Source organism: Priestia sp. TRN 1309 (assembly GCF_050846875.1).
Classification (GTDB): Bacteria; Bacillota; Bacilli; order Bacillales; family Bacillaceae_H; genus Priestia; species Priestia zanthoxyli.
In genome coordinates, this window is record NZ_JBOZGM010000002.1 from 684221 (window position 1) to 708665 (window position 24445).

Annotated in this window: 25 protein-coding genes; all 25 read right to left on the reverse strand. The window is 39.9% G+C overall.

Annotation, left to right across the window (positions count from 1 at the left end):
* Positions 1 to 13: 13 nt before the first annotated feature.
* On the reverse strand, positions 14 to 1276 hold the full coding sequence (locus ACRPLQ_RS10800) for an ATP-grasp domain-containing protein (protein ID WP_432235965.1): 1263 nt from the start codon (positions 1274 to 1276) through the stop codon (positions 14 to 16).
* A gap of 312 nt (positions 1277 to 1588) precedes the next feature.
* Entirely contained in the window at positions 1589 to 2173 is a 585-nt protein-coding gene (locus ACRPLQ_RS10805) for an NAD(P)H-dependent oxidoreductase (RefSeq protein WP_154988789.1), read from the reverse strand.
* Positions 2174 to 2302: 129 nt separating this feature from the next.
* The gene (locus ACRPLQ_RS10810; protein WP_430093847.1) at positions 2303 to 3151 is read right to left on the reverse strand and encodes a helix-turn-helix domain-containing protein; all 849 of its coding nucleotides are present in this window, start codon (positions 3149 to 3151) and stop codon (positions 2303 to 2305) included.
* A 143-nt stretch (positions 3152 to 3294) separates the two neighbouring features.
* Positions 3295 to 4500 (reverse strand): MFS transporter, encoded by a 1206-nt coding sequence (locus tag ACRPLQ_RS10815; RefSeq protein ID WP_432235966.1) that lies wholly within the window; start codon positions 4498 to 4500, stop codon positions 3295 to 3297.
* A 181-nt stretch (positions 4501 to 4681) separates the two neighbouring features.
* The gene (locus ACRPLQ_RS10820; protein ID WP_034266185.1) at positions 4682 to 5854 is read right to left on the reverse strand and encodes an iron-containing alcohol dehydrogenase; all 1173 of its coding nucleotides are present in this window, start codon (positions 5852 to 5854) and stop codon (positions 4682 to 4684) included.
* Between the two features lie 190 nt (positions 5855 to 6044).
* Positions 6045 to 6506, reverse strand: a complete 462-nt coding sequence (locus ACRPLQ_RS10825) for a GNAT family N-acetyltransferase (protein WP_033578995.1) — start codon at positions 6504 to 6506, stop codon at positions 6045 to 6047.
* Positions 6507 to 6545: 39 nt separating this feature from the next.
* Complete coding sequence (locus ACRPLQ_RS10830; RefSeq protein ID WP_367078208.1) at positions 6546 to 6803, reverse strand: hypothetical protein; 258 nt, start codon at positions 6801 to 6803, stop codon at positions 6546 to 6548.
* 30 nt (positions 6804 to 6833) lie between these two features.
* On the reverse strand, positions 6834 to 7580 hold the full coding sequence (locus ACRPLQ_RS10835; RefSeq protein WP_367078209.1) for an MBL fold metallo-hydrolase: 747 nt from the start codon (positions 7578 to 7580) through the stop codon (positions 6834 to 6836).
* A gap of 239 nt (positions 7581 to 7819) precedes the next feature.
* Positions 7820 to 9301, reverse strand: coding sequence for an amino acid permease (locus tag ACRPLQ_RS10840; RefSeq protein WP_048020895.1), 1482 nt, complete (start codon positions 9299 to 9301; stop codon positions 7820 to 7822).
* Between the two features lie 101 nt (positions 9302 to 9402).
* The gene (locus ACRPLQ_RS10845) at positions 9403 to 9681 is read right to left on the reverse strand and encodes a YokU family protein (RefSeq protein ID WP_013057076.1); all 279 of its coding nucleotides are present in this window, start codon (positions 9679 to 9681) and stop codon (positions 9403 to 9405) included.
* 2 nt (positions 9682 to 9683) lie between these two features.
* The gene (gene ablA, locus ACRPLQ_RS10850; protein ID WP_028408513.1) at positions 9684 to 11093 is read right to left on the reverse strand and encodes a lysine 2,3-aminomutase; all 1410 of its coding nucleotides are present in this window, start codon (positions 11091 to 11093) and stop codon (positions 9684 to 9686) included.
* A gap of 42 nt (positions 11094 to 11135) precedes the next feature.
* Positions 11136 to 11615 (reverse strand): GNAT family N-acetyltransferase, encoded by a 480-nt coding sequence (locus tag ACRPLQ_RS10855; RefSeq protein WP_049164561.1) that lies wholly within the window; start codon positions 11613 to 11615, stop codon positions 11136 to 11138.
* Positions 11603 to 13123: a M81 family metallopeptidase gene (locus tag ACRPLQ_RS10860; protein WP_432235967.1), complete on the reverse strand. Its 1521-nt coding sequence runs from the start codon at positions 13121 to 13123 to the stop codon at positions 11603 to 11605. The genes ACRPLQ_RS10855 and ACRPLQ_RS10860 overlap by 13 nt, the downstream gene beginning before the upstream one ends.
* 29 nt (positions 13124 to 13152) lie before the next feature.
* Positions 13153 to 14610, reverse strand: a complete 1458-nt coding sequence (locus ACRPLQ_RS10865) for an aldehyde dehydrogenase family protein (RefSeq protein ID WP_034266170.1) — start codon at positions 14608 to 14610, stop codon at positions 13153 to 13155.
* A 28-nt stretch (positions 14611 to 14638) separates the two neighbouring features.
* Entirely contained in the window at positions 14639 to 15934 is a 1296-nt protein-coding gene (locus tag ACRPLQ_RS10870; protein WP_034266166.1) for an aminotransferase class III-fold pyridoxal phosphate-dependent enzyme, read from the reverse strand.
* Complete coding sequence (locus ACRPLQ_RS10875; protein WP_034266163.1) at positions 15918 to 17303, reverse strand: aminotransferase class III-fold pyridoxal phosphate-dependent enzyme; 1386 nt, start codon at positions 17301 to 17303, stop codon at positions 15918 to 15920. Before ACRPLQ_RS10875 ends, ACRPLQ_RS10870 begins: the two co-directional genes overlap by 17 nt.
* Positions 17291 to 18472, reverse strand: a complete 1182-nt coding sequence (locus ACRPLQ_RS10880) for a thiolase family protein (RefSeq protein WP_432235968.1) — start codon at positions 18470 to 18472, stop codon at positions 17291 to 17293. Before ACRPLQ_RS10880 ends, ACRPLQ_RS10875 begins: the two co-directional genes overlap by 13 nt.
* Entirely contained in the window at positions 18472 to 19134 is a 663-nt protein-coding gene (locus ACRPLQ_RS10885) for a 3-oxoacid CoA-transferase subunit B (RefSeq protein ID WP_033578984.1), read from the reverse strand. The genes ACRPLQ_RS10880 and ACRPLQ_RS10885 overlap by 1 nt, the downstream gene beginning before the upstream one ends.
* A gap of 1 nt (position 19135) precedes the next feature.
* Positions 19136 to 19792, reverse strand: a complete 657-nt coding sequence (locus tag ACRPLQ_RS10890; RefSeq protein WP_028413338.1) for a CoA transferase subunit A — start codon at positions 19790 to 19792, stop codon at positions 19136 to 19138.
* Positions 19793 to 19971: 179 nt separating this feature from the next.
* Positions 19972 to 20301 carry a DUF3870 domain-containing protein gene (locus ACRPLQ_RS10895; protein ID WP_013057066.1) on the reverse strand — a complete coding sequence of 110 codons (330 nt, stop codon included), beginning with the start codon at positions 20299 to 20301 and terminating at the stop codon, positions 19972 to 19974.
* 214 nt (positions 20302 to 20515) lie between these two features.
* Complete coding sequence (locus ACRPLQ_RS10900) at positions 20516 to 20764, reverse strand: ferredoxin (protein WP_013057065.1); 249 nt, start codon at positions 20762 to 20764, stop codon at positions 20516 to 20518.
* Positions 20765 to 20801: 37 nt separating this feature from the next.
* Entirely contained in the window at positions 20802 to 21686 is an 885-nt protein-coding gene (gene pdxS, locus ACRPLQ_RS10905) for a pyridoxal 5'-phosphate synthase lyase subunit PdxS (RefSeq protein ID WP_014460089.1), read from the reverse strand.
* Positions 21687 to 21879: 193 nt separating this feature from the next.
* Positions 21880 to 22863, reverse strand: coding sequence for a quinone oxidoreductase family protein (locus tag ACRPLQ_RS10910; RefSeq protein WP_432231514.1), 984 nt, complete (start codon positions 22861 to 22863; stop codon positions 21880 to 21882).
* 16 nt (positions 22864 to 22879) lie between these two features.
* The gene (locus ACRPLQ_RS10915; protein ID WP_028413341.1) at positions 22880 to 23653 is read right to left on the reverse strand and encodes an enoyl-CoA hydratase/isomerase family protein; all 774 of its coding nucleotides are present in this window, start codon (positions 23651 to 23653) and stop codon (positions 22880 to 22882) included.
* 29 nt (positions 23654 to 23682) lie between these two features.
* Positions 23683 to 24444 (reverse strand): SDR family NAD(P)-dependent oxidoreductase, encoded by a 762-nt coding sequence (locus ACRPLQ_RS10920; protein WP_432236029.1) that lies wholly within the window; start codon positions 24442 to 24444, stop codon positions 23683 to 23685.
* Between the last annotated feature and the right edge of the window lies 1 nt (position 24445).

A 24445-nucleotide genomic window follows, 5' to 3' on the forward strand; every position in this document is an offset into this window, starting at 1 on the left:
CCTTTGATACCCCCTATGCGTTTACTTTATTTTGATAAACGATTTTTACTTTGTTATCTAAATAGCTGTAATACTGCTCACAGTCGGAATAAGAGTCATGAGTGGTTAAAATAAATCCAGGGTAACCTGAAAAGTGCGGATATGGTAAAATGTCTGTCCCTTTAGTTATAAATTGAATAACCCTTTTTACTTCAGTATCTCTACGCACATCTTCTAAGCCTCGAATTTCTTTAAAAATCCCATAGCCTTGCACAGGGATAATGTAGTTGCCCACCACTTTCTTTCGTTTTCTTTCATTTTTTAATACAGGAGGTTTTAATCCTAATACATAGTAAAAAACTAGCTCCATATAGTTAATACCTGTACTTTCCTTTACGATGTAGTGAGAAATCCCAGATCCTCCAATGCGCGCTCCTATTTCAATTACATAAGGTTTTCCCGCTGGATCCAGGCGTAATTCAATATGAGCCGGGCCATCCTCAATCCCTAAAGCATTTGCTGCTCTAGCTGCTTCTTGTGCAATAGATTGCCAAACGTTTTCTTCTAGCTGAGCTGGAGCTATATAAACACCTTCTTCAAAGAAAGGTCCTTTGGAATTTCCTTTGTAGCCTATAGAGAGTACACAAACCTCTCCTCGTACAGAAAACGTCTCAATAGCAAACTCTGGTCCGTCTACAAATTGTTCAATTACCATGCCCGTTTTATTTTTTGTGAATTTACTTAGGTCTTCTTCATTTACGCGTCTCACTTTTTCTATGCTGTCAATCAGTTCTTTTTTATTATTCGCTCGTGATACACCTTGACTGGAAAATCCGTTAGAAGGTTTTACTACGACAGGATAAGGCAGTGAAAGATTCTTTAATTCCTCTTTATTTTCAACCTCTTTAAAATACGGAGTGTTAAGATCATTATCTTTTAAAACCTCTCTCATTTTCTGTTTGTTGCGACAGTTACTAATCACAAACGGTGATAAGCCCGGTAAGTTTAATTCTTCTGTCAGCTGAGCTACAAACTCTAACGCAGGCTCATATAATGTCATAATGCCGTCAAAAGGATTTTTGTGATGCTCTGCTCTAATAATCTCAAGGGCTTTGTCCGGAATGTGAAATAAATCAATGGGTATGAATCTTTGTACGTTTTTAAGGTGCTTAGGTTCTACTTCTTCTTGGTTATAAAAAAACGTCACTTTAATTCCGAGAGCTTCTGCTTCTTCAAAAATAAACGGTAAATATGTATTTTGTAACACAACTGCTAGATGCTTATTTTGTAACGGCATGTACTTCCCCCCTACTTTTAAACAGCTCTTCACTGTTCGATGACTAAATTCTAATGACCGCTTCATATATTTGTCAATTTAATTTTATATAATATTAGGAATATATAGAATATTTAATATATTGGTAAAAGGTAAAGAAAAGAATGGTTTATAGGGTTAGTACTAAGGCGAAATTAAAAGCAGGAATTTTGCTATTTGATTATAAAGATATTGTTAGAAAAAAATTAATGAGAATTTTTATAAAAAAAAGAAAGGTTGACATAGATTCAACCTTTCTTTTTTATGTTTTTTATTAAAATAGATAGTAACCATTTATAAAGTTACATCTTTTTCAGCCATCTCATTTAGTATTCTTTTTAAAGCGACGTCCGGGTTTAATCCAGGATCTGTTATATGCTGAACTAAGCCTTCCGCACTTTCACTGATTTCTTTTTCCGTAGCAACAACCGAATTGTATTGAACAAAGTGAGTAAGAAACTTCATGCCCGTTAAGTTAGCCGTTTGTTGCAGCGGTTTTGTTAACTCACTAATCGTATAGTTGTTATAACCTCCTGCTCTATATGACTTTTGCGGACCTCCTACTGAAATTGCCAATACAAATTCTTTTCCATGCAGTTTGGTGCCATTCGTGCCGTATGCCCAGCCGAAAGTTAATACATCGTCCAACCATTTCTTCATTAGCGGAGGCGTACTATACCAGTAAAAAGGAAATTGAAAAACGATGCGGTCATGCTGTAATAACATCTCTTGTTCTTTTTCTACATCAATTTCCCAATTCGGATAGCGCTCATAGATATTATTAACTGTGACATTTTCCTTTTCTAATCGCTTCATCCACGCTTTATTAACATTAGATTCTGCTAGATTAGGGTGAAATATATTTACTAATACTTTCATTATGATCTCTCCTATACTGTGTATGAATTTTATAGTACGGAGATGATTTTCACTTAAACATCTCCTCTTAAATTCCTTTACACGTTTATTTTAGGAGATATTTAAGTTGTTTTCTTGTACAAAATTCGGTTATTTTTGTACAAAATTTTGTTTCCACTTAAGCGGGGAGATTCCGGTTATTTTCTTAAAGTGCTTTGAGAAGTGGCTTTGATCTGTAAAGCCTAATTCATAAGCAATTTCACTAAGCGGCAAACTAGAGCTTTGTAATTTTTCTTTTGCTCTTTCAATTCGAATCTTAAGCAAGTATTGATGGGGCGTTACGCCTAGCGTTTGTTTAAAGCTGTTAATGAAATGAGAGGGACTTAAATTAGATATACGAGTTAACTCATCTAATGTAATGGATTCAGCATAGTGGTCTTGCATGTATTCCATCGCTATTTTTAAATGTTCAAGTCCCGGCGTTTTACTAAGAAAATTGGATTGACTATCGTTATGCTGTTTTAAAATGTGATAAATAATTAAATTTGTAACTGAGTCAATGTACAGTTTTCCTTGAGGATTCCCATGTTCGACCTCTTCACTAAGCCACAAAAGCAGCTGCTGCATTTTATGATCTTGATTTCTAAGGTAATAGCTTAAATCAAGCCTAGAAGATACATTTTCTTTATCAGCTATTTCTTTAACGATTTGAGGATTTAACTCAACACGCAAAAAAGATATCGGTTCTTTCCACTCGCAAGTGCTGTCAGCTCCAGCAGGAATAAAGTTAATATCATTTTTAAACGCTACTCCTCCATGAAAGCTATCTGCTACTGTTTCTTGAATTGCAACAGGCTTAGCGGTACGGTGAAGAAGAAGCAAATGTTTATCCAACGTTTCACGTGCTTGTTGAGGCTGCACGTTTACTGCTTTTATAATTTGAATATTTTCTTGTTTTTGACTCAAAACGTCATTTGAGTTAAACTTCACTTCTTTCATATAGCGCTCCTTTTTTATAGAGATATCCATCTTTTACTTTTTAGTTTGAATTTATGTGAACCCTTTTTGATTACTATAACGAAAGAGAAAATAAAAAGAAAAAGAAGTGAACTTATAATTCACTTCTTTTTTTGACGTAGCATTTATTTCATAGGCTGCAAATGGTTATTAGATTTCTGTTTTGCACCCCGCTGAACGAAAAAAATGATACAAAACGCTAGAAGATATAAACATGCAAAAGCTGTTATGTACCAAAGCGCTGAGGTAATGCCGCTTGCGTCCATAGTAAAGCCAATAAGCGCAGGGAAAACAGCACCTCCAAGCCCTGAAAAACCAGTAATTAAACTTGTTACAATACGGGCAGATCCGGTAAACGTATGGTTAGCATATACCATCGTTATCGAATAGATACCTGACATTGCAAGCCCTAAAAACCCTAATAAAATATAGCCTGCTACTGCTTCTTTTAACACAATAAACAGCACTAAACTCACAATTGTCCCTCCAATGCTACCAAAAAGATAACGTTCGTATGTAACAATTCGAATAATCCATCCAGTAGCCACTCGTCCTATGAGCATAGCTACCCAAAAAACGCTTATGCTTAAAGTAGCCTGTGAGGGAATTACGTCTAGATATGTGATAAAAATAGACGAAAGAAAATTATTCATACTGCTTTCTACTCCGGCATACATAAAAATCATCACACTAAAAAGAGTAAGTATTTTCCACCTTTGATTTTTAGTAAGCACAGGCGCAGGTTCTGAGCTGGCATCTGAAGCATCGCTTTCTGAAGTTGAAACAGTCTCTTTTTTAAAAGGAATTATTTTACAAACCACAACCATTAGTAAAGCTAGTACACTTGTTATAAAAAATGAAAACCTCCAGCTGTTCTGTGAAATCAATAAGCTAGCTACTAACGGCATCAACAGCGCACCTAGACCAAATGATACCTCTAAATAACTCATAACAATAGCTCTTCTACCGATAAATACTTCCATCATTAAAGTAGCTACAACTACTTCCAATGCGGCTACACCAATACCGTTTAAAAAATTGAATGCAATAATCCACTCAAATGGAGGCAATAAAAGCATACCTATTTGTGATAACGCTATCATTAGTGCGGCAATTGTAAGTAAATTCATTTCGCTGAAGCGTCCTAATAGAAAAGAAGAAAGCGGAACTCCTATCAAAAATCCTAAAGAACCTACTAATACAAGCTGTCCGCCAACTGTATAGGACACATGATAATGTGTTAACAATTGCGGTAAGACGGATCCTACGGCTGTAATGACTAATCCGCCCAACAAATAAAGCGCATATGAAGCTAGCGCAAACTTTTTCATCTCCCCACTCCCTTAAATTCTCTAAAACTTTCTTTCTGTACTTAATTATAAAGCTTTTCCTTTAGTTGTTAACTGAAATTTGAGAAAAAAACCATTCTTCCTACTCTACTTAATTTCCAGTCATTTATAAGATAAAACAAAAAGAAGAAGACAGGTGTCTCCTTCTTTTTTATTTTTCACTTTACAGTGATGCTTTTAAAATAGCTAAAATATCATCTTTATTTAGTTTCTTAAAGTTACCGAAACCTCCGTGCTCCATTTCACGAGCAGCAATTCCAGCAATTTCGTCTAGTCGCTCTTCTCCGATATCGTAATCTGCTAAGCGAGAAGGTGCACCAAGGCTTGACCAAAAAGCGCTTAGCTTATCGATTCCTTCTAACGCAATTTCTTTGTCACTTTTACCTGCAGTTTCAATATCAAACATGCTTGTCATGACGCGTTTCATACGAGTTACATCTTGATCTACAACGTGTCGCATCCAATTTGGGAATAAGATTGCTAAACCGCCCGCATGAGGAATGTCATATACTGCTGATACCGCGTGTTCAATTGTATGTGAAGCCCAATCTCCAAAGTATCCCATTTGAAGTGTTCCGTTTAATGCGATTGTTCCGGAATATAAAATCGTTTCGCGATGTTCGTAGCTTTGCAGATCTTCTAGCAATTTCGGTGCTGTTTCAATTACTGTTTGTAATACGGAATAGCACATACGATCTTGTAAAGGCGTGTTTTTCACGTTATGGAAATATTGTTCGAACACATGACTCATCATGTCTACCATGCCGTAGATAGTTTGATCTCTAGGAACAGACATCGTGTTCACAGGATCTAGTATAGAAAATACAGGATGCGTAACGGCGCTTCCCCAAACGTATTTTTCATTTGTTTCCCAATTCGTAATAACCGAATCAGGATTCATTTCAGAACCTGTTGCTGCCAATGTTAATACCGTTCCAAACGGCAGTGCTTTTGTAGCCGTGACTTTTTTGTTAATAATATCCCAGACGTCTCCTTCATACTCAGCTCCGGCAGCGATTGCTTTTGTACAGTCAATAACGCTTCCTCCGCCGACTGCTAGCATGAAGTCAATGTTTTCATTTCGGCAAATTTCAATTCCTTTTCGTACCGTAGATAATCGAGGGTTTGGCTCTACGCCCGCTAACTCGTGTATGTTTACGTTTAGCTCTTTTAACAGCGCAAGAACTTGATCATATAAACCGTTTTTCTTAATGCTTCCTCCACCATATACAAGCAAAATATTTTTTCCGTATTTCGGGAGTTCTTCTGATAATGCTTGAAGCTGATCTTTTCCGAAGATTAATTTTGTGGGATTATGATAAATGAAATTTTCCATACTATCTGTATACCTCCTAGTTGAATATAAAGTAAGTTGTCGCATTACGCGAACAAGAATGTAAGTATAAATGTAAAACAAAAATTTTTCAAGAGTTAAGTTCTCAAATCGCGTACTTTGTTTTATTGAGTGATTAAAATGAAGAAAATGGCTTCCTAGACATAAAAAAGAGAGCAAGTAAATGCTCTCTTTAAAGCTCTTTATAAACCATTTTTCTATACGTAACAAAGCCTTCTTTTTCGTAAAAACTCTCCGCAACCGTATTGTCACTCCAGTAATCCAACTCAATTGTATTTATGTCTTGAGTACGGGCAATGCTATAAATTTCTTTCATCAAACTTGAACCAAACCCTTTGTTTTTGTGGAGTTCTGCGATACTTATTTGATGAACATAAATTGACTTGTAAGCTTTTTTAAACACTGTTTCTGAATACTGCTTTATTTCAACCCAAGCGAATCCTACATGCTGTCCTTCATCTTCTGCTAAAAGAAAGATAAACCTATCGTTTTCCATCACTTTCTTAAAAAATTCATGTATCTTCTGAAAATCATATGTTTGAAAGCGCTCGGGGGATAATTCTACATGCAGTTGATGAACAGACTGATTAAGCTTGGCAATTGTATCAGCATCGAAAGTACGGCTAATCTTCAATTTTTTCTCTCCTATATATCTCGTATTTAGTAGTGGTCGTTATGAATTTATTTCGTTTAATATAGCCGGTGTGTTTGAGGTAAATAACAGATAGTTTTTATTGGTCGTTTTTATAAAGATGCGGTCAGTCGTTCCATACGGAGGGCCGATTCGAATGGCGTTTGCTTCTTTGCCTCCGTACGTGTCATCTTCCGTTACTTCAAGAATGTCTTCTAACGGAATCGTAAAGTGTGCAAGCTGCCATTTTATAATGAGGCTATCATTTATTTTTTGAACGCTAATAGTTGGTGTAAACATTTTATCCATCCCCTTTGGTTTCTATTTATCTTAACTTTGTCTCTCTGCAACGTGTTCTTTTATCCTTAAAATCGCTTCTTTCGGACAGCCTTGAAAATAGCCTCCGTGATAGCAAATAACATGCTCAATGTCGTAGTGTAAGAATTTTTCCAGTGAGTGAACTGCTTGGTCCATATTTAAAGTCGTTTGTTTAACAGGTCCCATTAGCTGTCCATTCACCAATACTAAAGCATCTCCCGCAACCAGCGTTTTTGATTTTTTCAAATAAAAACTAACGTGCCCATGCGTGTGTCCGGGAGTGAAAATAGCTTCAATGCCTCCGCAATATGGAAGCAGTTGATCTTCTTTTAATACTGTATCTACCTCAACTTTTGGAGGATTTTTATATAAATATTTTATTTCATCAGGTATAGCTGCTAGTTCTTCGTTACTCATTCGGCTCGCATTCGTTTTAATAAGCGGAAGTTTCCCTTCAATATACGGCTTATCAAATTCATGAGCATATACGATGATATTTTCATTTGATTTTTTTCGTATATCAGTCGCACACCCTATATGATCTAGATCTTGATGCGTTAGAAGAATTACTTTTAGCTGTTCAATAGATATATTCAATTCACCCAAGATCTCTTTCAGTTGATCGGTTTGCCCAGGCATTCCTGTATCAATTAGAATAGCTTCATCGTTATTCCAAACTAACGTAGGATTTAATATTATATCTTGGTCAAAAGCTCTGGCAGTCAACTGTAGCATCTCAACACCTGCAGAAATTCTCATTACGAACCCCTTTTCTTATTAAAGTACAAAGATTTTCAACCTCCACAATTGCTTAGCATGCAGTGGTATTCTTGAATTTTATCAATAAACAAAATAAAAACCAGACTGGAAAAAAATCACTTTTTATGATATGATATTTGTATAATAAAGTGTAAAATAATCGATTTTTATAAATGAAAAGGTGAACCCCACTGTCCGGGGTTCACCTTTTTTCTTTGTCGTTAGCCACTATGGCTTTTTTATTTCTTATCCTCTTTTTGAATGCACTCATGCAAAGGTACAACCTTGGTTTTCTTTGCTATTTTATATCCCCACCACGTCGCTAAAAAGAGAGGCAGGCCAATGTAGGAGACCGTTAAGCCGTACCAATCAATTTTGTCGGAAAGTACCGCTTGATAGTTTTGTCCTAAAATAACAATGAGGCACATTCCAAATGCAAGAACAGGACCTAGAGGGAACCATTTTGCTTTATAGGCTAGATCATTTAGATCCTGTCCTGAAGCAACATATGCTTTTCGGAAACGATAGTGGCTGACGGCAATACCAATCCACGCAATAAATCCGCTCATACCTGAAGCGTTTAAAAGCCACATATACATTTGATCACCAAAAACGGATGTTAAAAACGCAAGACCGCCAATAATAGTGGTTAAAACAAGCGCATTTACTGGAATTCCTCGACGATTAATTTTCCGAAGCGCTTTAGGCGCTTGCCCTTCATTGGCCATTGACCATAACATTCGCGTAGAAGCATATAAACCAGATGTTCCGGCTGATAAAACGGATGTAAGAATAACAGCATTCATCACCGAAGCAGCTGCAGCAATTCCTGCTTTTTCAAAAACAAGCGTAAATGGACTAACCGCAATGTTATCCACATCTCCTCCTAGAAGAGATGGACTGGTGTAAGGAATGATAAGCCCGATTACAGCAATGGCTGCAATATAAAATAGAAGGATGCGCCAAAAGACTTGGCGAATGGCTTTTGGTATATTTTTTTGAGGGTTTTCACTTTCCCCTGCCGCAATACCGACTAGCTCTGTACCTTGAAAAGAAAATCCCGCGATAAAGAAAATGCTTAGTACGGACAGAAATCCGCCGTTGACCGGCGCTTCTTCTAATGTAAAGTTTTTAAAGCCGATATATTCACCGCCGAAGATGCCAAAGATCGTCAGAAGGCCCACTCCGATAAATACAATGATGGTTACTACCTTTACGAGAGCAAACCAATATTCAGATTCTCCATAGCTTTTTACAGATAGGAAATTAAGTAAAAAAATTAAGCCTAAAAACAAAGCGCTCCAGATAATACTTGGCACATCAGGGAACCAAAACTTCATGATAATAGCAGAAGCAGCTATTTCTACAGCGAGCGTAACAGCCCAGTTAAACCAGTAGTTCCAGCCGAGCGCAAAGCCGAGAGCTGGGTCTACATAATGACTGGCGTACGTTGAAAAAGAACCTGATACCGGCATAAACGTGGCCATTTCTCCAAGGCTAGTCATGAGAAAGTAAACCATAATTCCAATAGCCCCGTAAGCAATCAGCGCTCCTCCAGGTCCAGCAGTTTGGATGGATGATCCGGTAGCTAGAAATAAGCCAGTTCCTATTGAACCTCCAATGGCAATCATGGTCATATGACGAGCTTTTAAATGGCGTTTTATATGCTTATCGTCCTGCTTCTTTTCTTCTTCATTACGATTTATATCGACCGCTTCCATACTTATCCCACCTTCATAAAAGAACTATGCGAACATGTTTAACGTAAAGCGTATAAGAATATCCATCTCCTATAAAAAGTAGGAGATGGATCCTTTATTGCTCACTTTGAAAAATCAAAGTAGTTTCGTTTTAATAGACGAGGCAGGCTCATAAGCTGTTCGTACGTTACACTTTTTTCTAAGGCAGAGGTGTTAATTAAAAACAGTTGATCTTCAATGTGTCCAACTGTTTCGTCTGTTTGATACGTAATTCCACATTCTGAACATGTAATGGAAGGCGTCTCTTTAATTTCTATAGCTTTTGTACCGTCAGGAAGCTCCCAATAAACCGTTGCATCCGTCTCCTTGGCTTCATATGATTCGCACCATTGGCACTTCAATATCATTCCTCCTTCGCTCCCGCCGTTTCGTATTTTTTCATTTGCGTTTCAAATTTTTTCTCTTTTAATTGATCGCGCTTTTCACGCTTGTCTTTTAAAGAGCTATGCTCTGGATTTTGATCATACGTTTTCCGGCGGTCAAGACGGTTTAGACCTTCCGGCGTTAAGTTGAACTTTGTATCATCAATAATTGAAAGAACACCGTTGCTTTCAAACTTTTCAAACACTTCAGGATATACTTTTTTATAAAATTCTTCTGCGCTTCCACTTTGGTAATTTTGCGGCTCTGGATAAGACGTAATAACACCTTCAAAGTTTCGAAGCACAACTTTATTGGAGCTTTGAGAAATAATATAGTTTGGCTGCAGCGGAATTTTACCGCCTCCTCCAGGAGCATCCACGATAAACGTAGGAACTGCATAGCCCGACGTATGGCCGCGAAGTCCTTCCATAATTTCTAGTCCTTTACTGATTGGCGCACGGAAATGGCCGATTCCTTCTGATAAATCACATTGATAAATGTAGTAAGGTCTCACGCGAATTTTTACTAAATCATGCATAAGCTGCTTCATGATTGGCACGCTGTCGTTAATTCCGGCTAAAATAACCGCTTGGTTTCCAACTGGAACTCCTGCGTTGGAAAGCATTTCACAAGCACGCTTTGATTCTTCTGTAATTTCAATTGATGTGTTAAAGTGCGTATTCAGCCAAACCGGATGATATTTCTTTAAGATGTTGCAAAGATTTTCTGTAATGCGCTGCGGGAACACCACAGGTGCTCTTGTACCGATACGAATAATTTCTACGTGGGGAATATCGCGCAAATTTTTCAAAATATATTCTAAAATATTATCATTGATTAATAGGCCGTCTCCTCCGGAAATTAATACATCACGGATTTGAGGGTTGGCAGCAATGTAATTAATAGCTGTATCCAGCTGTTTTTTTGGAACGCCCATGCCAATTTGTCCTGAAAAACGTCTTCTTGTACAATAGCGGCAGTACATAGAGCACTGATTTGTAACTAAAAACAGCACGCGGTCTGGATAGCGGTGCGTTAAGCCAGGAACCGGTGAATCTTCATCTTCATGAAGCGGATCTTCTAAATCATACCTTGTCTTATGCAGTTCTTCTGAAATAGGAACGGACTGCATTCTGATTGGACATTTCGGATCGTTCTCATCCATTAACCATGCGTAATAAGGAGTGATGTTTAACGGAATCGTTTTGGTTGCAATTTTAACGCCTTCTTCTTCTTGAGGTGTTAAATTGATCACTTTCTTTAAATCTTCCAATGTTTTAATCGTGTTTGTCAGCTGCCATACCCAGTCGTTCCACTGCTCGTCCGTTACATCTTTCCAAAGCTCGATTTCTTTCCAGTGTCTGCTTGCTTTATATAATGTATTTTTCATTTTATATTCCCTCCAAAGTTTATTTTTTGAATAGATGTTCTACTAAGAAATTGACCGCACCATGTAATAGCGGTCTTCTCCTTCGCCAAACTCTCCTGCTCGCGTTTCTTTAATCGTAAAGCCCATTTTTTTATACAGCTTAACAGCGCCTTCATTTTTTACATTCACAGTCAAACAAACACTTTCAAAACTATCTTTTTGTAGAATAGAAAATATTTCTTCTAAGAACAGCTGTCCAACTCCGCTTCCTTGTTTATCAGAGCGGACGTAGAACCCAAAGATATAAGCTTTTGTGACATCTTTGTAATCTCTAAGCAGCTCGCAAATGGCAATTGGCCTTGCGTCATTTTCCTGGAAATATTGAATGAGCTTTCCGTAGCGCGCTAAAGGTACAAGCGTCTGTTCATCAACGGCTCCCATGCCCGGAAACGCATCTTTTTCAAGTTCAATCATCATTTTTTGCTGCGCGGGACTTAACGACTCTGGGACTTCGATATAATACTGCTCTTTTAATGCATCCATTTTTCTTTCCTCCTTTTTTCACTTTCATATTTTGCATCTTGCAGCGGCCATATTGGACTTGGAAGGTGCTGATAATTAAAGGTCGTTAAGCGATTTGACGCTACGCCTGGAGCATCCACATAGATGATAGACCCTACAAGCGGTTCAAAAGCGGCTCTGAAATGATTTTTAGCTTTTAAACCAATTATTTTTTTCCTTGCTGGCTCGATACCGATATGGCGGAAAAGTTCAGGATCGTTTGCTGATACCGGCCTTCCAATCAACAAAATATCCAATTCTCCTACTCGAATATGAGCTGCGCCTTTTACATTTACTTTTAAATGCTGATTAAACGGTCCCGAATTGTAAAACTCACCTTCTGATAAGCCAATGACCTTTGCTTCAACTTCAACGGGCTTTCCAAACTCAGGAGAAACTTTTCCTCCTAAGGAAAGAGAGACGTAGCTTCCAACTCCTGCTTGCACGCATTGTTTAATAGATTCAGGGTCATAAAGACCTCCAAACAGTGTCCCCGGCATATTTAGCTTCAGCATGTATTCTAAAAGCTCTGTTGTATCACCGCTTCCGCAGCTTAAAGGATTGTCCGCTATATCAGCGAGCACAATTGGCTGTTCGTTTGATCGTTTTAACGCTGTTTGCAGACCTTCTTCAACGGTAGGCAAATCCATGATAAAATCTTCTTTTATACTCCAAAACTGAGAAGCTAGTCTATTTGCTGTTTTTTCTGCTGTTTCCGGATTCAAAGCTGTTACGAGCACGCTTGCTCCCGCAATTGGAATATCAGAATACGGAAAGCCTCCAAAAATGGAAACATTGTATACGTCTTCTTCTTGCTCGGCTTGGTTAGCAAGATCAATCATTTTTTTCATAGGTCCTTCTGCTGTTCGCATATTAATCGACGGCAAAAGCATGGGCAGTTTTTTTAAAGACGCATAATAGATAGCGCTTTCTTTTACCTGTGTTAAAAGCGCTCGCGCTGCGTTCACTCCTTGTTCATACATATCAATATGAGGATATGTTTTAAAACCGAAATGTAGCGGCGTGTACGTAAGCATATCTTCACTGATATTTGCGTGCATATCGAGCGTAGTAGCAATGGGAACATCGCTTCCTATACAGCTTCTTATTTGACCTAACAAATGAGCTTCCGGATCGAAAAGATGCTCTGCTACCATTGCGCCGTGCAAGGCGATTAATAAGCCATCTAGCGGGCCGGCGTGAGTAAGCATATGCAGCATTTGCTTTTCAATTGTGTAATAAGCTGCCGAAGATACAACCCCAGACGGAATTGCAGCTGCACAAACAAGGGGAACGATTTCTACTTGCTTCTCTTGCTTTAATACATCCAAAAATCCCCCTACTTCTGTTTTGGTTCCTGAGTATGCTTTATATATTTCCGTTCCAACAAAATATCCTTCTTGTACAAACTGTTCTATTTCTGTTTTTAATGGACTAAAGCTGTGAGATTCATGATAAAAAAAGGCAATGCCAATGCGATATGAAGACATGTGCTCCTCCTTTTCGCTAAGGTGCGAGATTAATAGTTGGTGTAGACAGACTTCCATTCTGTCATCACATCAAATGCATGATGAGAAACTTCCCTGTGGCCGTTGCCAGACATTTTCATTCCACCGAATGCTACCCCCATTTCAGCATTAGATGTTCCGTTATTGATATAGACTAATCCGCTAACAGCGTCTTTGGCAGCTCGGCTGGCATAGTGCAAGCTGCTTGTATAAATAGAAGTGGAAAGTCCGTACACCGTTCCATTATTGACGCTCATTGCTTCTTCGTAGCCATCTACTTCAATAAAAGCAAGCACGGGACCAAAAATCTCTTCTTGAGCAATTGTGTGATTTGAATGGACGTTATCGATGATTGTAGGCATGTAATAACAAGTTCCTAACTCTGATAAAGCACGACCTCCGAGCGCAATATTCCCGCCTTCTTCTACCCCTTTTTGTACGTAATCTTCTACTAAACGGCACTGCTGTTCATTAACAAGCGGTCCTATTGCAACCCCTTCATCAAGACCATTTCCAATCTTCATTTCTTCTGTAAGAGCTATTACTTTTTTCAACAGCTCTTCTTTTACTGAACGCTCCACGATGACTCTGCTAGCTGCGGTACAGCGCTGACCCGTTGTCGTGAATGCTGATTTAACGATTCCCTCTGCTGCTTTATCCAGATTGGCATCTTTTAATACGATAACCGCGTTTTTTCCTCCTAGCTCTAAAGAAATACGCTTTAAGGTTTTGCTGCTCATTTCTGCTAATTGCTGACCAACTTCCGTAGAACCTGTAAATGAGATGATTTTCACTTCAGAGTGCGTAGCAAGCTTTTGTCCAACGATTCTGCCCGATCCTGTAAGCAAGTTAATCGTTCCTTTTGGAAGCCCCGCAGCGTGCAATACTTCCATAAAAATCTTCGCTGAGAGCGCCACTTCTGAAGCCGGCTTCCAGACAACGGTATTGCCAGCAATTAAAGCGGCAAACATTTTATAAGAAGCGAGAGAAACAGGAAAGTTCCAAGGTGTAATACATGCCACAACTCCAAGCGGTTCGCGAACCATTTTTATATCTCGGTCAGGAAAGCCAGCGGGCACTATTTCGCCAAACAAACGTCTTCCTTCTCCCGCCATATACTGAGCTGTTGCAATGACGACACCAACTTCCCCTATGGATTCTGATAGCGGCTTTCCCATCTCTTTTGTCATTACTTGGGCTAGCTCTTCTTTTCTGTTTTCAAAAAGCCCAGCTGCTTTTGTTAAAAATGCTGCACGTTCAGGAATAGATATATTTTTCCAGTGGCTGTAGGCTTTACTAGCCGCGTTTACGGCAGCATCGACTTGACTAGCCGTAGCGGCTGCGCACATTCCGACGAGCTCTTGTGTTGCAGGGTTTATACTTTTAAAATAGGTTTGCTCCTCTTCACTTACCCACTCGCCGTTAATATATAAATCTCCTTGCAGCAGTTCGGTTTTAGTTTGACTCATATCGTTACCCTCCTTTTCATTTAAAAAGCTAGTTAATTGAAACTGCTTCTGTGATGACTTCTTCTAATAAAGACAGCCCTTGATTCAGCACGTCTTTATCAATATTCAGCGGCAGCATTAAGCGAATGGTTTGCCCTTTGACTCCACAGTTCATGATAAGCAGTCTTCTTTCCAGCGCTTTTGATTTAATGGCAGGAACATAAGCAGCTGCTGTTTCAACATGAAATTCAATGCCAATCATCATGCCAATTCCTCTAACCTCTTTAATAGCCGGTAAATGTCCGATAGAATGCTGAAGACGTTTCACAATATCGGCACCTACTTTTTCACTGCGCTCTACAAGCTTTTCTTCTTCAATGATTGAAATGTTAGCTAAAGCAGCTGCGCACGATACTGGATTTCCACCAAAAGTAGAACCATGTCCGGCTGTTGGCCATTTCTCATGCAGTTCTCGGCTTGCTACAATCGCTCCTAGTGGCATACCACCGGAAAGAGCTTTTGCTAAAACTAAAATATCTGGTGTGACTCCAGCATGTTCTGCGGCAAACATTTTTCCAGTGCGCCCGAATCCCGTTTGCACTTCATCAAAGATAAGCAGAATGCCATAATCATTCGCTATGTCTCTCAGTGCGCGTAAAAAGCTAGAAGGAGCAGGGTAATAGCCTCCTTCGCCCATGACTGGCTCAATAACAATCGCCGCTACGCGTGAAGGATCCACTCGCAGTTCAAACAGCTTTTGCAGTTGATTTAAGCAATATGCTTCCGCTTCTTCCTCGTCAATATTAGGAAGCTGACTTGGATACGGATAAGGCGCGTGATACACTTCTCCCAAAATCGGCTCGTAGTAGCTTCGGTACTTGGAGCTTGAAGCCGTAATAGCTGTAGCTCCTAATGTACGGCCATGAAAAGAACCTTCAAAAGCAATAATCGCTGGTCTGCCAGTGGCCGCTTTTGCTAACTTAAGCGCTCCATCAATAGCTTCTGCGCCTGAGTTTGAAAAGAAAACCGTATCTAAGTTTCCTGGCGTAATTTGCGCAAGTTTTTCTGCCAAATTCACAGCTGTTTCATAGTATCCGTAATTTAAACCGAGGTGAAGCAACTGATCTGCTTGTTTTTTAATCGCTTCTACCATCTTTTCATGTGTATGACCTACTGCATTGACAGCTACTCCTGATACAAAATCAATATATTCCGTGCCATCAGCTGTCCAAAATTTCGCACCGTGCGCTTTTTCAATAACAAGCTCTGTTACTCTTGTCATCACGGGTGATAAATGTTTTTTGCCTTTGATTTGAAGCTCTTCTGTTTTATTTTGCACTTTCATATGACTCATCCTTTCTTATGTGCTGATGAAAAATAGAAAACGCATGATCTAGCAATCTCACTATTTCATCAACTTCTGATTTCGTTATATTTAAAGGAGGACTAATAATGATATGTTCTCCTTTATGTCCATCTATAGATCCGGACCCTGGATAAAATACGCCTCCAAGCTCCATACAAATTTCATTGAGCTTTTCGCTGGCTGCTTCGCCTGGCTCGAAAAATATCTGTTGATTGGCGTCTTTCATTAGTTCTAATCCAATTAAAAGTCCGCGGCCGCGAATATCTGAAATATACGGATGCTTGCGCTGCAGCGCTACTAAACATTCCATTAAATACGCACCTTGAGTTTCTACATTTTGAAGGATATTTACTTCTTCATACATGTCCAAAGCAGCAAGTCCTGCCGCTATCGAAACAGGATGTCCACTGTACGTATAGCCGTGAAGGAATTTTCCGCCGCTATTTTCTAACAGTCCTTGAATCAGACGGTCATGGACAACCATTCCTCCTAAAGGAGCGTACCCTGCTGAAACTCCTTTACCAAACGTTAGAATATCCGGTTCGATTCCGAATTGTTCCACTGCAAAATCAGTTCCTGTTCTCCCAAAGCCTGTCATCACTTCATCAACAATCAAAAGAATGTCATAGCGGCTGCAGAGCTCACGTACTTTTTTGAAATAGTCAAGCGGAGGCACGACAGCTCCTTGCTGACTTCCTACAATCGGCTCTGCGATAAAAGCTGAAATATTTTCTGGACCAAGCTCTAAAATGGTGCGTTCAATATCGGTGATGCAGCTCCAGTTTTGATTTGCCACGCAGTCTTCTTGATTGCGATTATACGGACAGCGATGACAATAAGGAGAATACACGTGCGCAAAATGTAAAAGATTAGGTGTGTAAGGATATCGTCTTTTTACATCTCCTCCAGCTGATAGTGCCCCTATCGTATTTCCGTGATAGGACTGCCACCTTCCGATTACGATGTGTTTTTGCGTCTTTCCGGCATCTCTGTGATATTGCCTTGCTAATTTTAATGCACTTTCATTGGCTTCTGATCCTCCTGATGTAAAATAGACTTTGTTTAAATGGAGTGGAGCCATTTTACCGATTTTTCCTGCAAGTTTATGCAAAACATCTGTTTCAAAACGTAATGTATGAACAAACGCCGCTTTTTTAGCCTGATCAGCCATCGCCTCGGCTATTTTTACAATGCCGTGCCCTAAGTTTGCCGCTACGGCCCCGGAGCAGCCGTCTAAATACTTTTTTCCTTGTTCATCTATTAAGTAGCTTCCTTGACCGTGCGTAATCATAGGGTACTTTTTTGTTAAATCTCTATGAAAAACATAATCTCTTTTTATTTCGTCCATCTTTCCACCACCATCGCCATTCCTAATCCTCCTGCAACGCAAATAGTAGCAAGGCCGTATCGTCTTTTTTGCTTGTGGAGCTCATGACACAGAGTTGTGATGATTCTTGCCCCGGAGCAGCCTAAAGGATGTCCAAGCGCAATTGCTCCTCCGTTTACATTCACTTTCTCTGATGTGATGTCCCATTCTCTTAAGCAAGCAATACTTTGGGCGGCAAATGCTTCGTTTAGTTCAATTAAGTCCATATCATTTAAGCTTAAACCGGCTTTAGTTAAAGCAATTTGCGAAGCAGAAACGGGGCCAATTCCCATTTCCTTTGGAGAGACGCCGGCTGCGGCAAACGACACAATCTTTGCCATAGGTGTTAATCCGAGGTGCTCAGCTTTTTCTTCCGACATCATCAGCAGCATCGAAGCGCCATCGTTTCTTCCGGATGAATTTCCAGCTGTCACCGTTCCATTTCTTTGAAAAACGGGCTTAAGCGTACCAAGCTTTTCTTTGCTAGTAAGACGAGGAAATTCATCTGTTGCAAAATGCCTCATTCCTTCTTTTACAGGAACCGGTATAATTTCTTCTTCGAACAAATCAAGTTCTATAGCCCGCCTAGCTTTTTCCTGACTATAAAAAGCAAACTCGTCCTGCTCCGTACGGCTAATGCTATACTTTTCAGCAAGCCACTCCGCCGTCTGTCCCATTGTAAACGTTCCGTATAGCGTTTCAGGCTGTGATTTTGGCTGACTTTCTGTGTTAGAGTCATAGAGTGTTAAATCACCAACGTGAAAACCAAAACGAGTGCCTACCGTATAGTGCGGTGCTTGAGACATGCTTTCCACTCCTCCAGCTAATACCGCTTCGGCTTGACCTGATAAAATGGACATAGCGCCATTCATCACAGCCTGCATGCCTGAGCCGCACTGGCGGTGCACGGTATAAGCAGGAATACGTTCAGAGAATTGAGCTTTAAGCCCGGCTACTCTCGCTATATTAGGAGCATGAGCGCTTTGTTTCGTTTGTCCGACAATAATTTCCTCAACAATCTCTGATGTATATCCGGCTGAAGACAAATTGTTTTTCATCACAAGAGAGACTAGTTCTTCTGGAAGCGTATCTGCAAGCGAACCGCCAAACTTTCCAATAGGAGTTCGAAATGCATTTACAATCACTGCCATTATGCCGTCACCTCATTGTCTTTGCTAAACAATGTAGAAACATGAAAAGAAGCCTCTGTTTTTTGTTTTACTTCCTCTAAAGAAACACCCGGAGCTGTTTCAAGAAGTTCAAGACCAAGATCGGTTACCGAAAAGACAGCTAATTCCGTAATAATCATATCGACTCGTCGCTCTGAAGTAAGCGGATAGCTTAAATTCCTAACTAGTTTTGACTCTCCTTGACTATTCGTATGAAGAGTCGTCACAATCACTTTTTTCGATCCTTCTAATAAATCCATTGCTCCTCCTACGCCAAGAACACTTTTCCCAGGGACAGCCCAGTTCGCAATTCGCCCTGCTTCATCTACTTGAAGCACTCCAAGAATGGATACATTCACATGACCTCCGCGTATCATCGCAAAAGAATCGGCGCTGTTAAAAAATGAGGCACCTTCCAAGACCGTGACGGGAAGCTTCCCAGCATTCACAAGCTCTGGATCTATATAGGTTTCTTCAGGAGTAGGGCCAACGCCGAGAATTCCGTTTTCTGAATGTAAAAACACGTGAACATCGGGTGAAATATAATTAGCAACCAAAGTAGGAATCCCTATCCCTAAGTTCACTACATCTCCGTGACAAAGCTCTTTTGCAGCGCGCCCAGCAATATATTGTTTGACGTTCATCTTATTTTTCTCCTTTCACTACGATATAAGTAACGTATAAATGAGGAGTGATAATTTCTTCAGGAGAAATTTGTCCAACTTCAACCACTTCTTCTACTTCAGCAATCACGATATCAGCGGCCGTTGCCATCATTGGATTAAAGTTTCTTGCTGATTTGCTGTAAATAAGATTTCCGAGTCGGTCTGCTTTTTTAGCTTTTATAAGCGCTACATCTGCGTGCAGCGATTCTTGCAAAACATATTTCTTTCCTTTTAATACTCGTTCTTCTTTTCCTTCAGCGAGCTGAGTCCCTACGCTCACAGGTGTGTAAAATCCTCCAATGCCCGCACCTCCTGCTCTAATAGCCTCGGACATTGTTCCTTGCGGGATAAGCTCCACTTGAAGTTCTTGTTGTTGATAGGCATGTACAACTTCAGGATTGGAAGTAAAATACGAACCTATAGCTTTTTTTACTTGTTTTCTTTGAACCAATATACCCAATCCTTTTCCAGGTTCACCGAGGTTATTACTAATAATCTCTAAATCTTTAAGATTTGATTTGGCAATCGCCTCAATTAGACTAAGCGGGCTTCCTACAAGACCAAATCCACCTACCATAATGCGTGCGCCATCAGTTATTTTTCCTACTGCTTCTTCGCGCGTGATGATTTTGTTCATTTTGTTTCCTCCTTTTCTTTTTATATTTCACAGCGCTTTACACGAAAAAAACCAAGCAGGACACAATGACTCCCCAAAGAAACAGGGACGTCCCCCATTCTTTGTAAAGCGTGTGTGTCTGCTTGGTTTTAATAAGACCATGAAAAGAGGTTATCTTCTCACTTTATTCTAACCAAACGCTATGTAATTTTTTGATTCACATTATCCCAGTAACGTTGGATTGCAGCCTGAAGCGCTACGATAATCGCCTGTTGAGATGGAGCAAAATAATAATTTTGAATACGTTCAATAAGAGGTTCAATTCCATCTGCAAGGCAGTAACCAATAAGCAGCTTCCGGAAAAAATTTTGCGTCAGCTCCGTAATAAACGTAAACTCAGCATTTACAATTTTATGCTCTGTCAGATCCACTTCTAGTACAATTCCCGCATGCTTATACATTTCATACATGGAAGTTCCCTGTGGAGCTTTTGCATATCCTGTCACAATGACTGTATTCAGTATTTGCATGCCCCTTAATCTCCTTTTAAAAACTATTTAATTACTCCGCACATTTACACTAATAATTCTGAAAGGTCAAATGAGACTAACTCATATGATTTTAGTTATGTAAGTGCTTTCATTTTTAAAAAGATATGTTCTTACACAACTAATATTTCGCCTTTTCTAGACAAAATCCTTCTTTTCTTTTAAAAAAACTTTCTATTTTTTTATTTATTCGGCTTTATTGAAATTTATTCGAATCTCCATCAAACTTTTCATCTGCTATACGGATGGACTCTGTTGGACAGCCTTCAAACGCATCTATTAAATCGTCTTCTAACTCTTGGGGCACTTCAACAGTGCCTTGATTATCATCAAGGATAACGAACGCAATTCCTTCATCATCATAATCATAAATATCAGGTGCCGCAGCTCCGCATGCGCCGCACGCAATACACGTTTCTTTATCGACTATTGTATATTTCCCCATGATCATTCTCCTAACTAAGTTTAAAAGTTATTACTTATTACCAGCCGCGTTCTTGCATACGATTTTCTGGTAATAATGATGAAATTTCAATTCCTTTCATTGCACTTCCTAGCCCTTTTGACAAGCTTGCAATCAGTTCATAATCTTGATAATGCGTTGTTGCCTCAACGATTGCTCGAGCAAATTTTTCAGGGTTGTCGGATTTAAAGATTCCTGAACCAACGAACACGCCGTCTGCTCCAAGCTGCATCATTAACGCTGCGTCCGCGGGTGTTGCTACGCCGCCTGCTGCAAAGTTTACAACCGGTAAGCGGCCTTCACGTTTAATTTGCAGTAATAGCTCATAAGGGGCACCTAATAGTTTGGCTTCTGTCATTAACTCGTCTTCATCCATGCCTACCACTTTACGTACTTGAGCGTTGACTTGGCGCATATGACGCACTGCTTCCACGATATTTCCTGTTCCTGGTTCGCCTTTTGTACGAAGCATCGAAGCACCTTCACCAATTCGTCTTGCTGCTTCCCCTAAATCACGGCATCCGCATACAAATGGAACCGTAAATGTACTTTTGTTAAGGTGATATTCCTCATCAGCTGGAGTCAGCACTTCACTTTCATCAATGTAGTCTACACCCATTGCTTCTAGCACGCGTGCTTCAACAATATGGCCGATTCGGGCTTTTGCCATAACTGGAATGGATACAGCGTTCATCACTTCTTCAACAATTGTTGGGTCTGCCATACGAGACACGCCGCCTGCTGCACGAATATCAGCTGGAACACGCTCCAATGCCATAACAGCAACAGCGCCTGCTGCCTCTGCAATTTTTGCCTGTTCTGCATTGATCACGTCCATGATAACGCCGCCTTTTTGCATTTCTGCCATTCCCCGCTTCACGCGGTCCGTTCCATTTCTCACCATATTCAATTCCTCCTTTATATGTTCAAACACTTATTATGCAACTTCCATGCCAGTGTTAAAATATAGAAGAAATTAGTAAAAAACACTGATTTTTATGCCAAATTATTAAGCAGTTTTTAAAAATTTGGCAGGCGAAAGCCAATTTTTTAAACTAAAACAGCTTCCATCCCTATTAGAGACGGAAGCTGTTTTGTTAAGGAACTAACACTAATTTTCCGGTCGTTTTTCTTCCTTGAAGCAGACGATGTACATGTGCTGCTTCTTCAAGTGAAAATGTACCGCCCAGCATTAATTTTAACTGACCGGAATTCACGTAGTTTAATAGCTCATGCAGGCTTTGCTGATAAAGTGCTGGTTTTGCCATCATTTGAGGTAAGAAAAAGCCGAGAACCGACTGATTTTTTTCCATCAGGCGAGCAGGGTTAAACTTTACAGATTTTCCGCTAGCCATTCCGTAAAAAACGAGGCGCCCAAATGGTGCAAGACATTGAAGAGATTCATAGAATATATGCCCTCCTACCATTTCTAAAATAATATCGGCTCCTTTTCCTTCTGTTACTTCTAAAATCCGTTTTTCCCAGCCTGTTTCTGTATAGTTAATCACTTCGTCGGCACCAAGATTTTTTGCAAGCTCAAGCTTTTCTTTAGAGCTCGCTGTAGCAATAACTTTTCCAGCTCCAAAAATTTTCGCAAGCTGAACAGCTAAGGTTCCGACGCCGCCTGCTGCTGCATGAACGATGACGGTTTCTCCTTTTTCAAGGCGACCCATTGTTTTTAAAATATGATAAGCCGTTAGTCCTTGAAGAGGCAAAGCAACGGCCTGTGTTAAATCCACATTCTCCGGCAACGGAATAAGGCCTCTTGAATCTGCCAGCGTGTACTCAGCGTATCCTGTTGCTCGATTAGATCCCAGCAGTGTCACGACTTTTGTACCTACTTTTATCCCTTGTACATCCTCGCCTACTTCAACCACTTCGCCTGCTACTTCAGAGCCTGGAATAAAAGGCAGCGGCGTTTCGACTACATATGCTCCTTCGCGCCGCGCAGCGTCGGCATAATTAACGCCAATTGCCGCAACTTTAATGAGCACATCTTTCTTTTTAGGTACAGGGCGTGCAATATCGATAACTTGCAGAACATCAGGCCCTCCATACTGCGTGAATTGAATAGCTTTCATCTTTTATATCCCCCTCTTATTTCCCTTGAAATAGTGGCTTTCTTTTTTCTTTAAATGCAGATATTCCTTCTTGATGATCCCTCGTTTCTACCATAAGAACTTGCGTTAGCCTTTCTTGTTCAAGCACTTGTTCTAGCGTTAAATGGAATGAATCGTTGACGATTTTTTTCATTTTTCCGTACGCTTTCGTTGGCCCTTGTGATAAACGGCTTGCAAAAGACGTAACCTCATCTTTCAACTGATCTAACGGCACTACACGGTTCAAAAAACCGGCTTTGTAAGCCGTATCGGCATCCAGAGGCTCTGCTAAAAATAGCAGTTCTTTAGCTTTGTGGGGGCCAACGACCTTTGTGAGAAAGTAAAGACCTCCTCCATCTGAAATCAATCCCACTTGAGAAAAGCTTAATACAAATCGGCTTTCTTGTGATGCGATGATAAAGTCAGAAGCGAGAGCTAAATTAAAAGCAGCTCCTGCTGCAAACCCATGAACTGCTGAAATAATTGGCTTCTCTAGATTTTGCATCGCTAAAATACATTCATTTAAACGGCCGATATGTTCATAAACATCAGCTCCCGATGCTTGACCCATCGTTTTTACATCGCCTCCGGCAGAAAACGAGCGCCCCGCTCCATTTAATATAACCACTTTAATAGACTCATCGCTTTGTGCCTGTTTTATTTCAGCTGTTAACTTTTCAATCATTTCCTCACTGAATGCATTTAAACGATCCGGTCGATTTAATGTTAAAGATAAAATAGTCCCCTGCTTTTCTACTACTAAATCACTCATAATTTCGACTTCCTCCTCTTTGCTTTGCATTAAACGATAAGCCACCCACCGTCTACTAATAAATCACTTCCCGTCATATACGATGCCTCTTTAGACGCTGCAAAAGCAATAACATTTGCAATTTCATCTGGTTTACCTACACGTTTTAAAGCCGTATTTTTTTCGATTGCCTTAGTGAAGCGCTCATTTTCAAGTCCAGGCTGTGTTAAAGGTGTTTTTACGAATCCAGGAGACACAGAGTTTACTCTGATTCCGTGAGGTGCTAATTCAAATGCCATTGCTTTTGTAAAGTTGATTAAAGCAGCTTTAGCAGCGCTATAGTGGGGAATTTGCGCACCTGCTTTATGTCCTGAAAGAGAAGCGATGTTAACAATAGAGCGATTTTCTGCTATTTCTTCAGTTAAAAAAGGAATCAAATGTTTTGTTACAAGAAATACGCTTGTTAAATTGACGTCCTGCACCTGTTTCCACTGTTCAAGCGTTGTTTCTTTGATTGTGGAATTAACAGATCCGCCTGCGTTATTAATTAATAAATGAATTTGTCCGTACTTTTCTTTTATAAACTCAGCAAGCTCTTTGACGTCTTCTTCTTTCGTTACATCAGCTGGGAAAATATCTGTACATTTTCGTTCACACCGTGTGTCAATAGCGGATGCAGCCTGTATTAGTTTTTCTTTCGTTCGCCCGACAAGAATGACGCGAGCGCCTTCTTTCGCCATTCTTTGAGCGGTCGCTTCTCCAATGCCGCTTCCAGCTCCTGTAATAACAGCTATTTGCCCTTCAAAACGCATC

Coding starts and splice junctions, on each gene's coding strand:
- ACRPLQ_RS10830 (WP_367078208.1), bottom strand. CDS start 6,803: ATGTTTACACCAACTATTAGCGTTCAAAAAATAAATGATAGCCTCATT.
- ACRPLQ_RS10855 (WP_049164561.1), bottom strand. CDS start 11,615: ATGGATGCATTAAAAGAGCAGTATTATATCGAAGTCCCAGAGTCGTTA.
- ACRPLQ_RS10900 (WP_013057065.1), bottom strand. CDS start 20,764: ATGGGGAAATATACAATAGTCGATAAAGAAACGTGTATTGCGTGCGGC.
- ACRPLQ_RS10915 (WP_028413341.1), bottom strand. CDS start 23,653: ATGAGTGATTTAGTAGTAGAAAAGCAGGGGACTATTTTATCTTTAACA.
- ACRPLQ_RS10800 (WP_432235965.1), bottom strand. CDS start 1,276: ATGCCGTTACAAAATAAGCATCTAGCAGTTGTGTTACAAAATACATAT.
- ACRPLQ_RS10815 (WP_432235966.1), bottom strand. CDS start 4,500: ATGAAAAAGTTTGCGCTAGCTTCATATGCGCTTTATTTGTTGGGCGGA.
- ACRPLQ_RS10865 (WP_034266170.1), bottom strand. CDS start 14,610: ATGAGTCAAACTAAAACCGAACTGCTGCAAGGAGATTTATATATTAAC.
- ACRPLQ_RS10890 (WP_028413338.1), bottom strand. CDS start 19,792: ATGAACAAAATCATCACGCGCGAAGAAGCAGTAGGAAAAATAACTGAT.
- ACRPLQ_RS10840 (WP_048020895.1), bottom strand. CDS start 9,301: ATGGAAGCGGTCGATATAAATCGTAATGAAGAAGAAAAGAAGCAGGAC.
- ablA (WP_028408513.1), bottom strand. CDS start 11,093: ATGAAAAATACATTATATAAAGCAAGCAGACACTGGAAAGAAATCGAG.
- ACRPLQ_RS10880 (WP_432235968.1), bottom strand. CDS start 18,472: ATGGCAGTGATTGTAAATGCATTTCGAACTCCTATTGGAAAGTTTGGC.
- ACRPLQ_RS10875 (WP_034266163.1), bottom strand. CDS start 17,303: ATGGACGAAATAAAAAGAGATTATGTTTTTCATAGAGATTTAACAAAA.
- ACRPLQ_RS10860 (WP_432235967.1), bottom strand. CDS start 13,123: ATGTCTTCATATCGCATTGGCATTGCCTTTTTTTATCATGAATCTCAC.
- ACRPLQ_RS10895 (WP_013057066.1), bottom strand. CDS start 20,301: ATGCAAATACTGAATACAGTCATTGTGACAGGATATGCAAAAGCTCCA.
- ACRPLQ_RS10885 (WP_033578984.1), bottom strand. CDS start 19,134: ATGAACGTCAAACAATATATTGCTGGGCGCGCTGCAAAAGAGCTTTGT.
- ACRPLQ_RS10820 (WP_034266185.1), bottom strand. CDS start 5,854: ATGGAAAATTTCATTTATCATAATCCCACAAAATTAATCTTCGGAAAA.
- ACRPLQ_RS10870 (WP_034266166.1), bottom strand. CDS start 15,934: ATGAAAGTGCAAAATAAAACAGAAGAGCTTCAAATCAAAGGCAAAAAA.
- ACRPLQ_RS10920 (WP_432236029.1), bottom strand. CDS start 24,444: ATGCGTTTTGAAGGGCAAATAGCTGTTATTACAGGAGCTGGAAGCGGC.
- ACRPLQ_RS10835 (WP_367078209.1), bottom strand. CDS start 7,580: ATGAGAATTTCTGCAGGTGTTGAGATGCTACAGTTGACTGCCAGAGCT.
- pdxS (WP_014460089.1), bottom strand. CDS start 21,686: ATGGTGAGAAATGGAACGGACCGCGTGAAGCGGGGAATGGCAGAAATG.
- ACRPLQ_RS10910 (WP_432231514.1), bottom strand. CDS start 22,863: ATGAAAGCTATTCAATTCACGCAGTATGGAGGGCCTGATGTTCTGCAA.
- ACRPLQ_RS10810 (WP_430093847.1), bottom strand. CDS start 3,151: ATGAAAGAAGTGAAGTTTAACTCAAATGACGTTTTGAGTCAAAAACAA.
- ACRPLQ_RS10805 (WP_154988789.1), bottom strand. CDS start 2,173: ATGAAAGTATTAGTAAATATATTTCACCCTAATCTAGCAGAATCTAAT.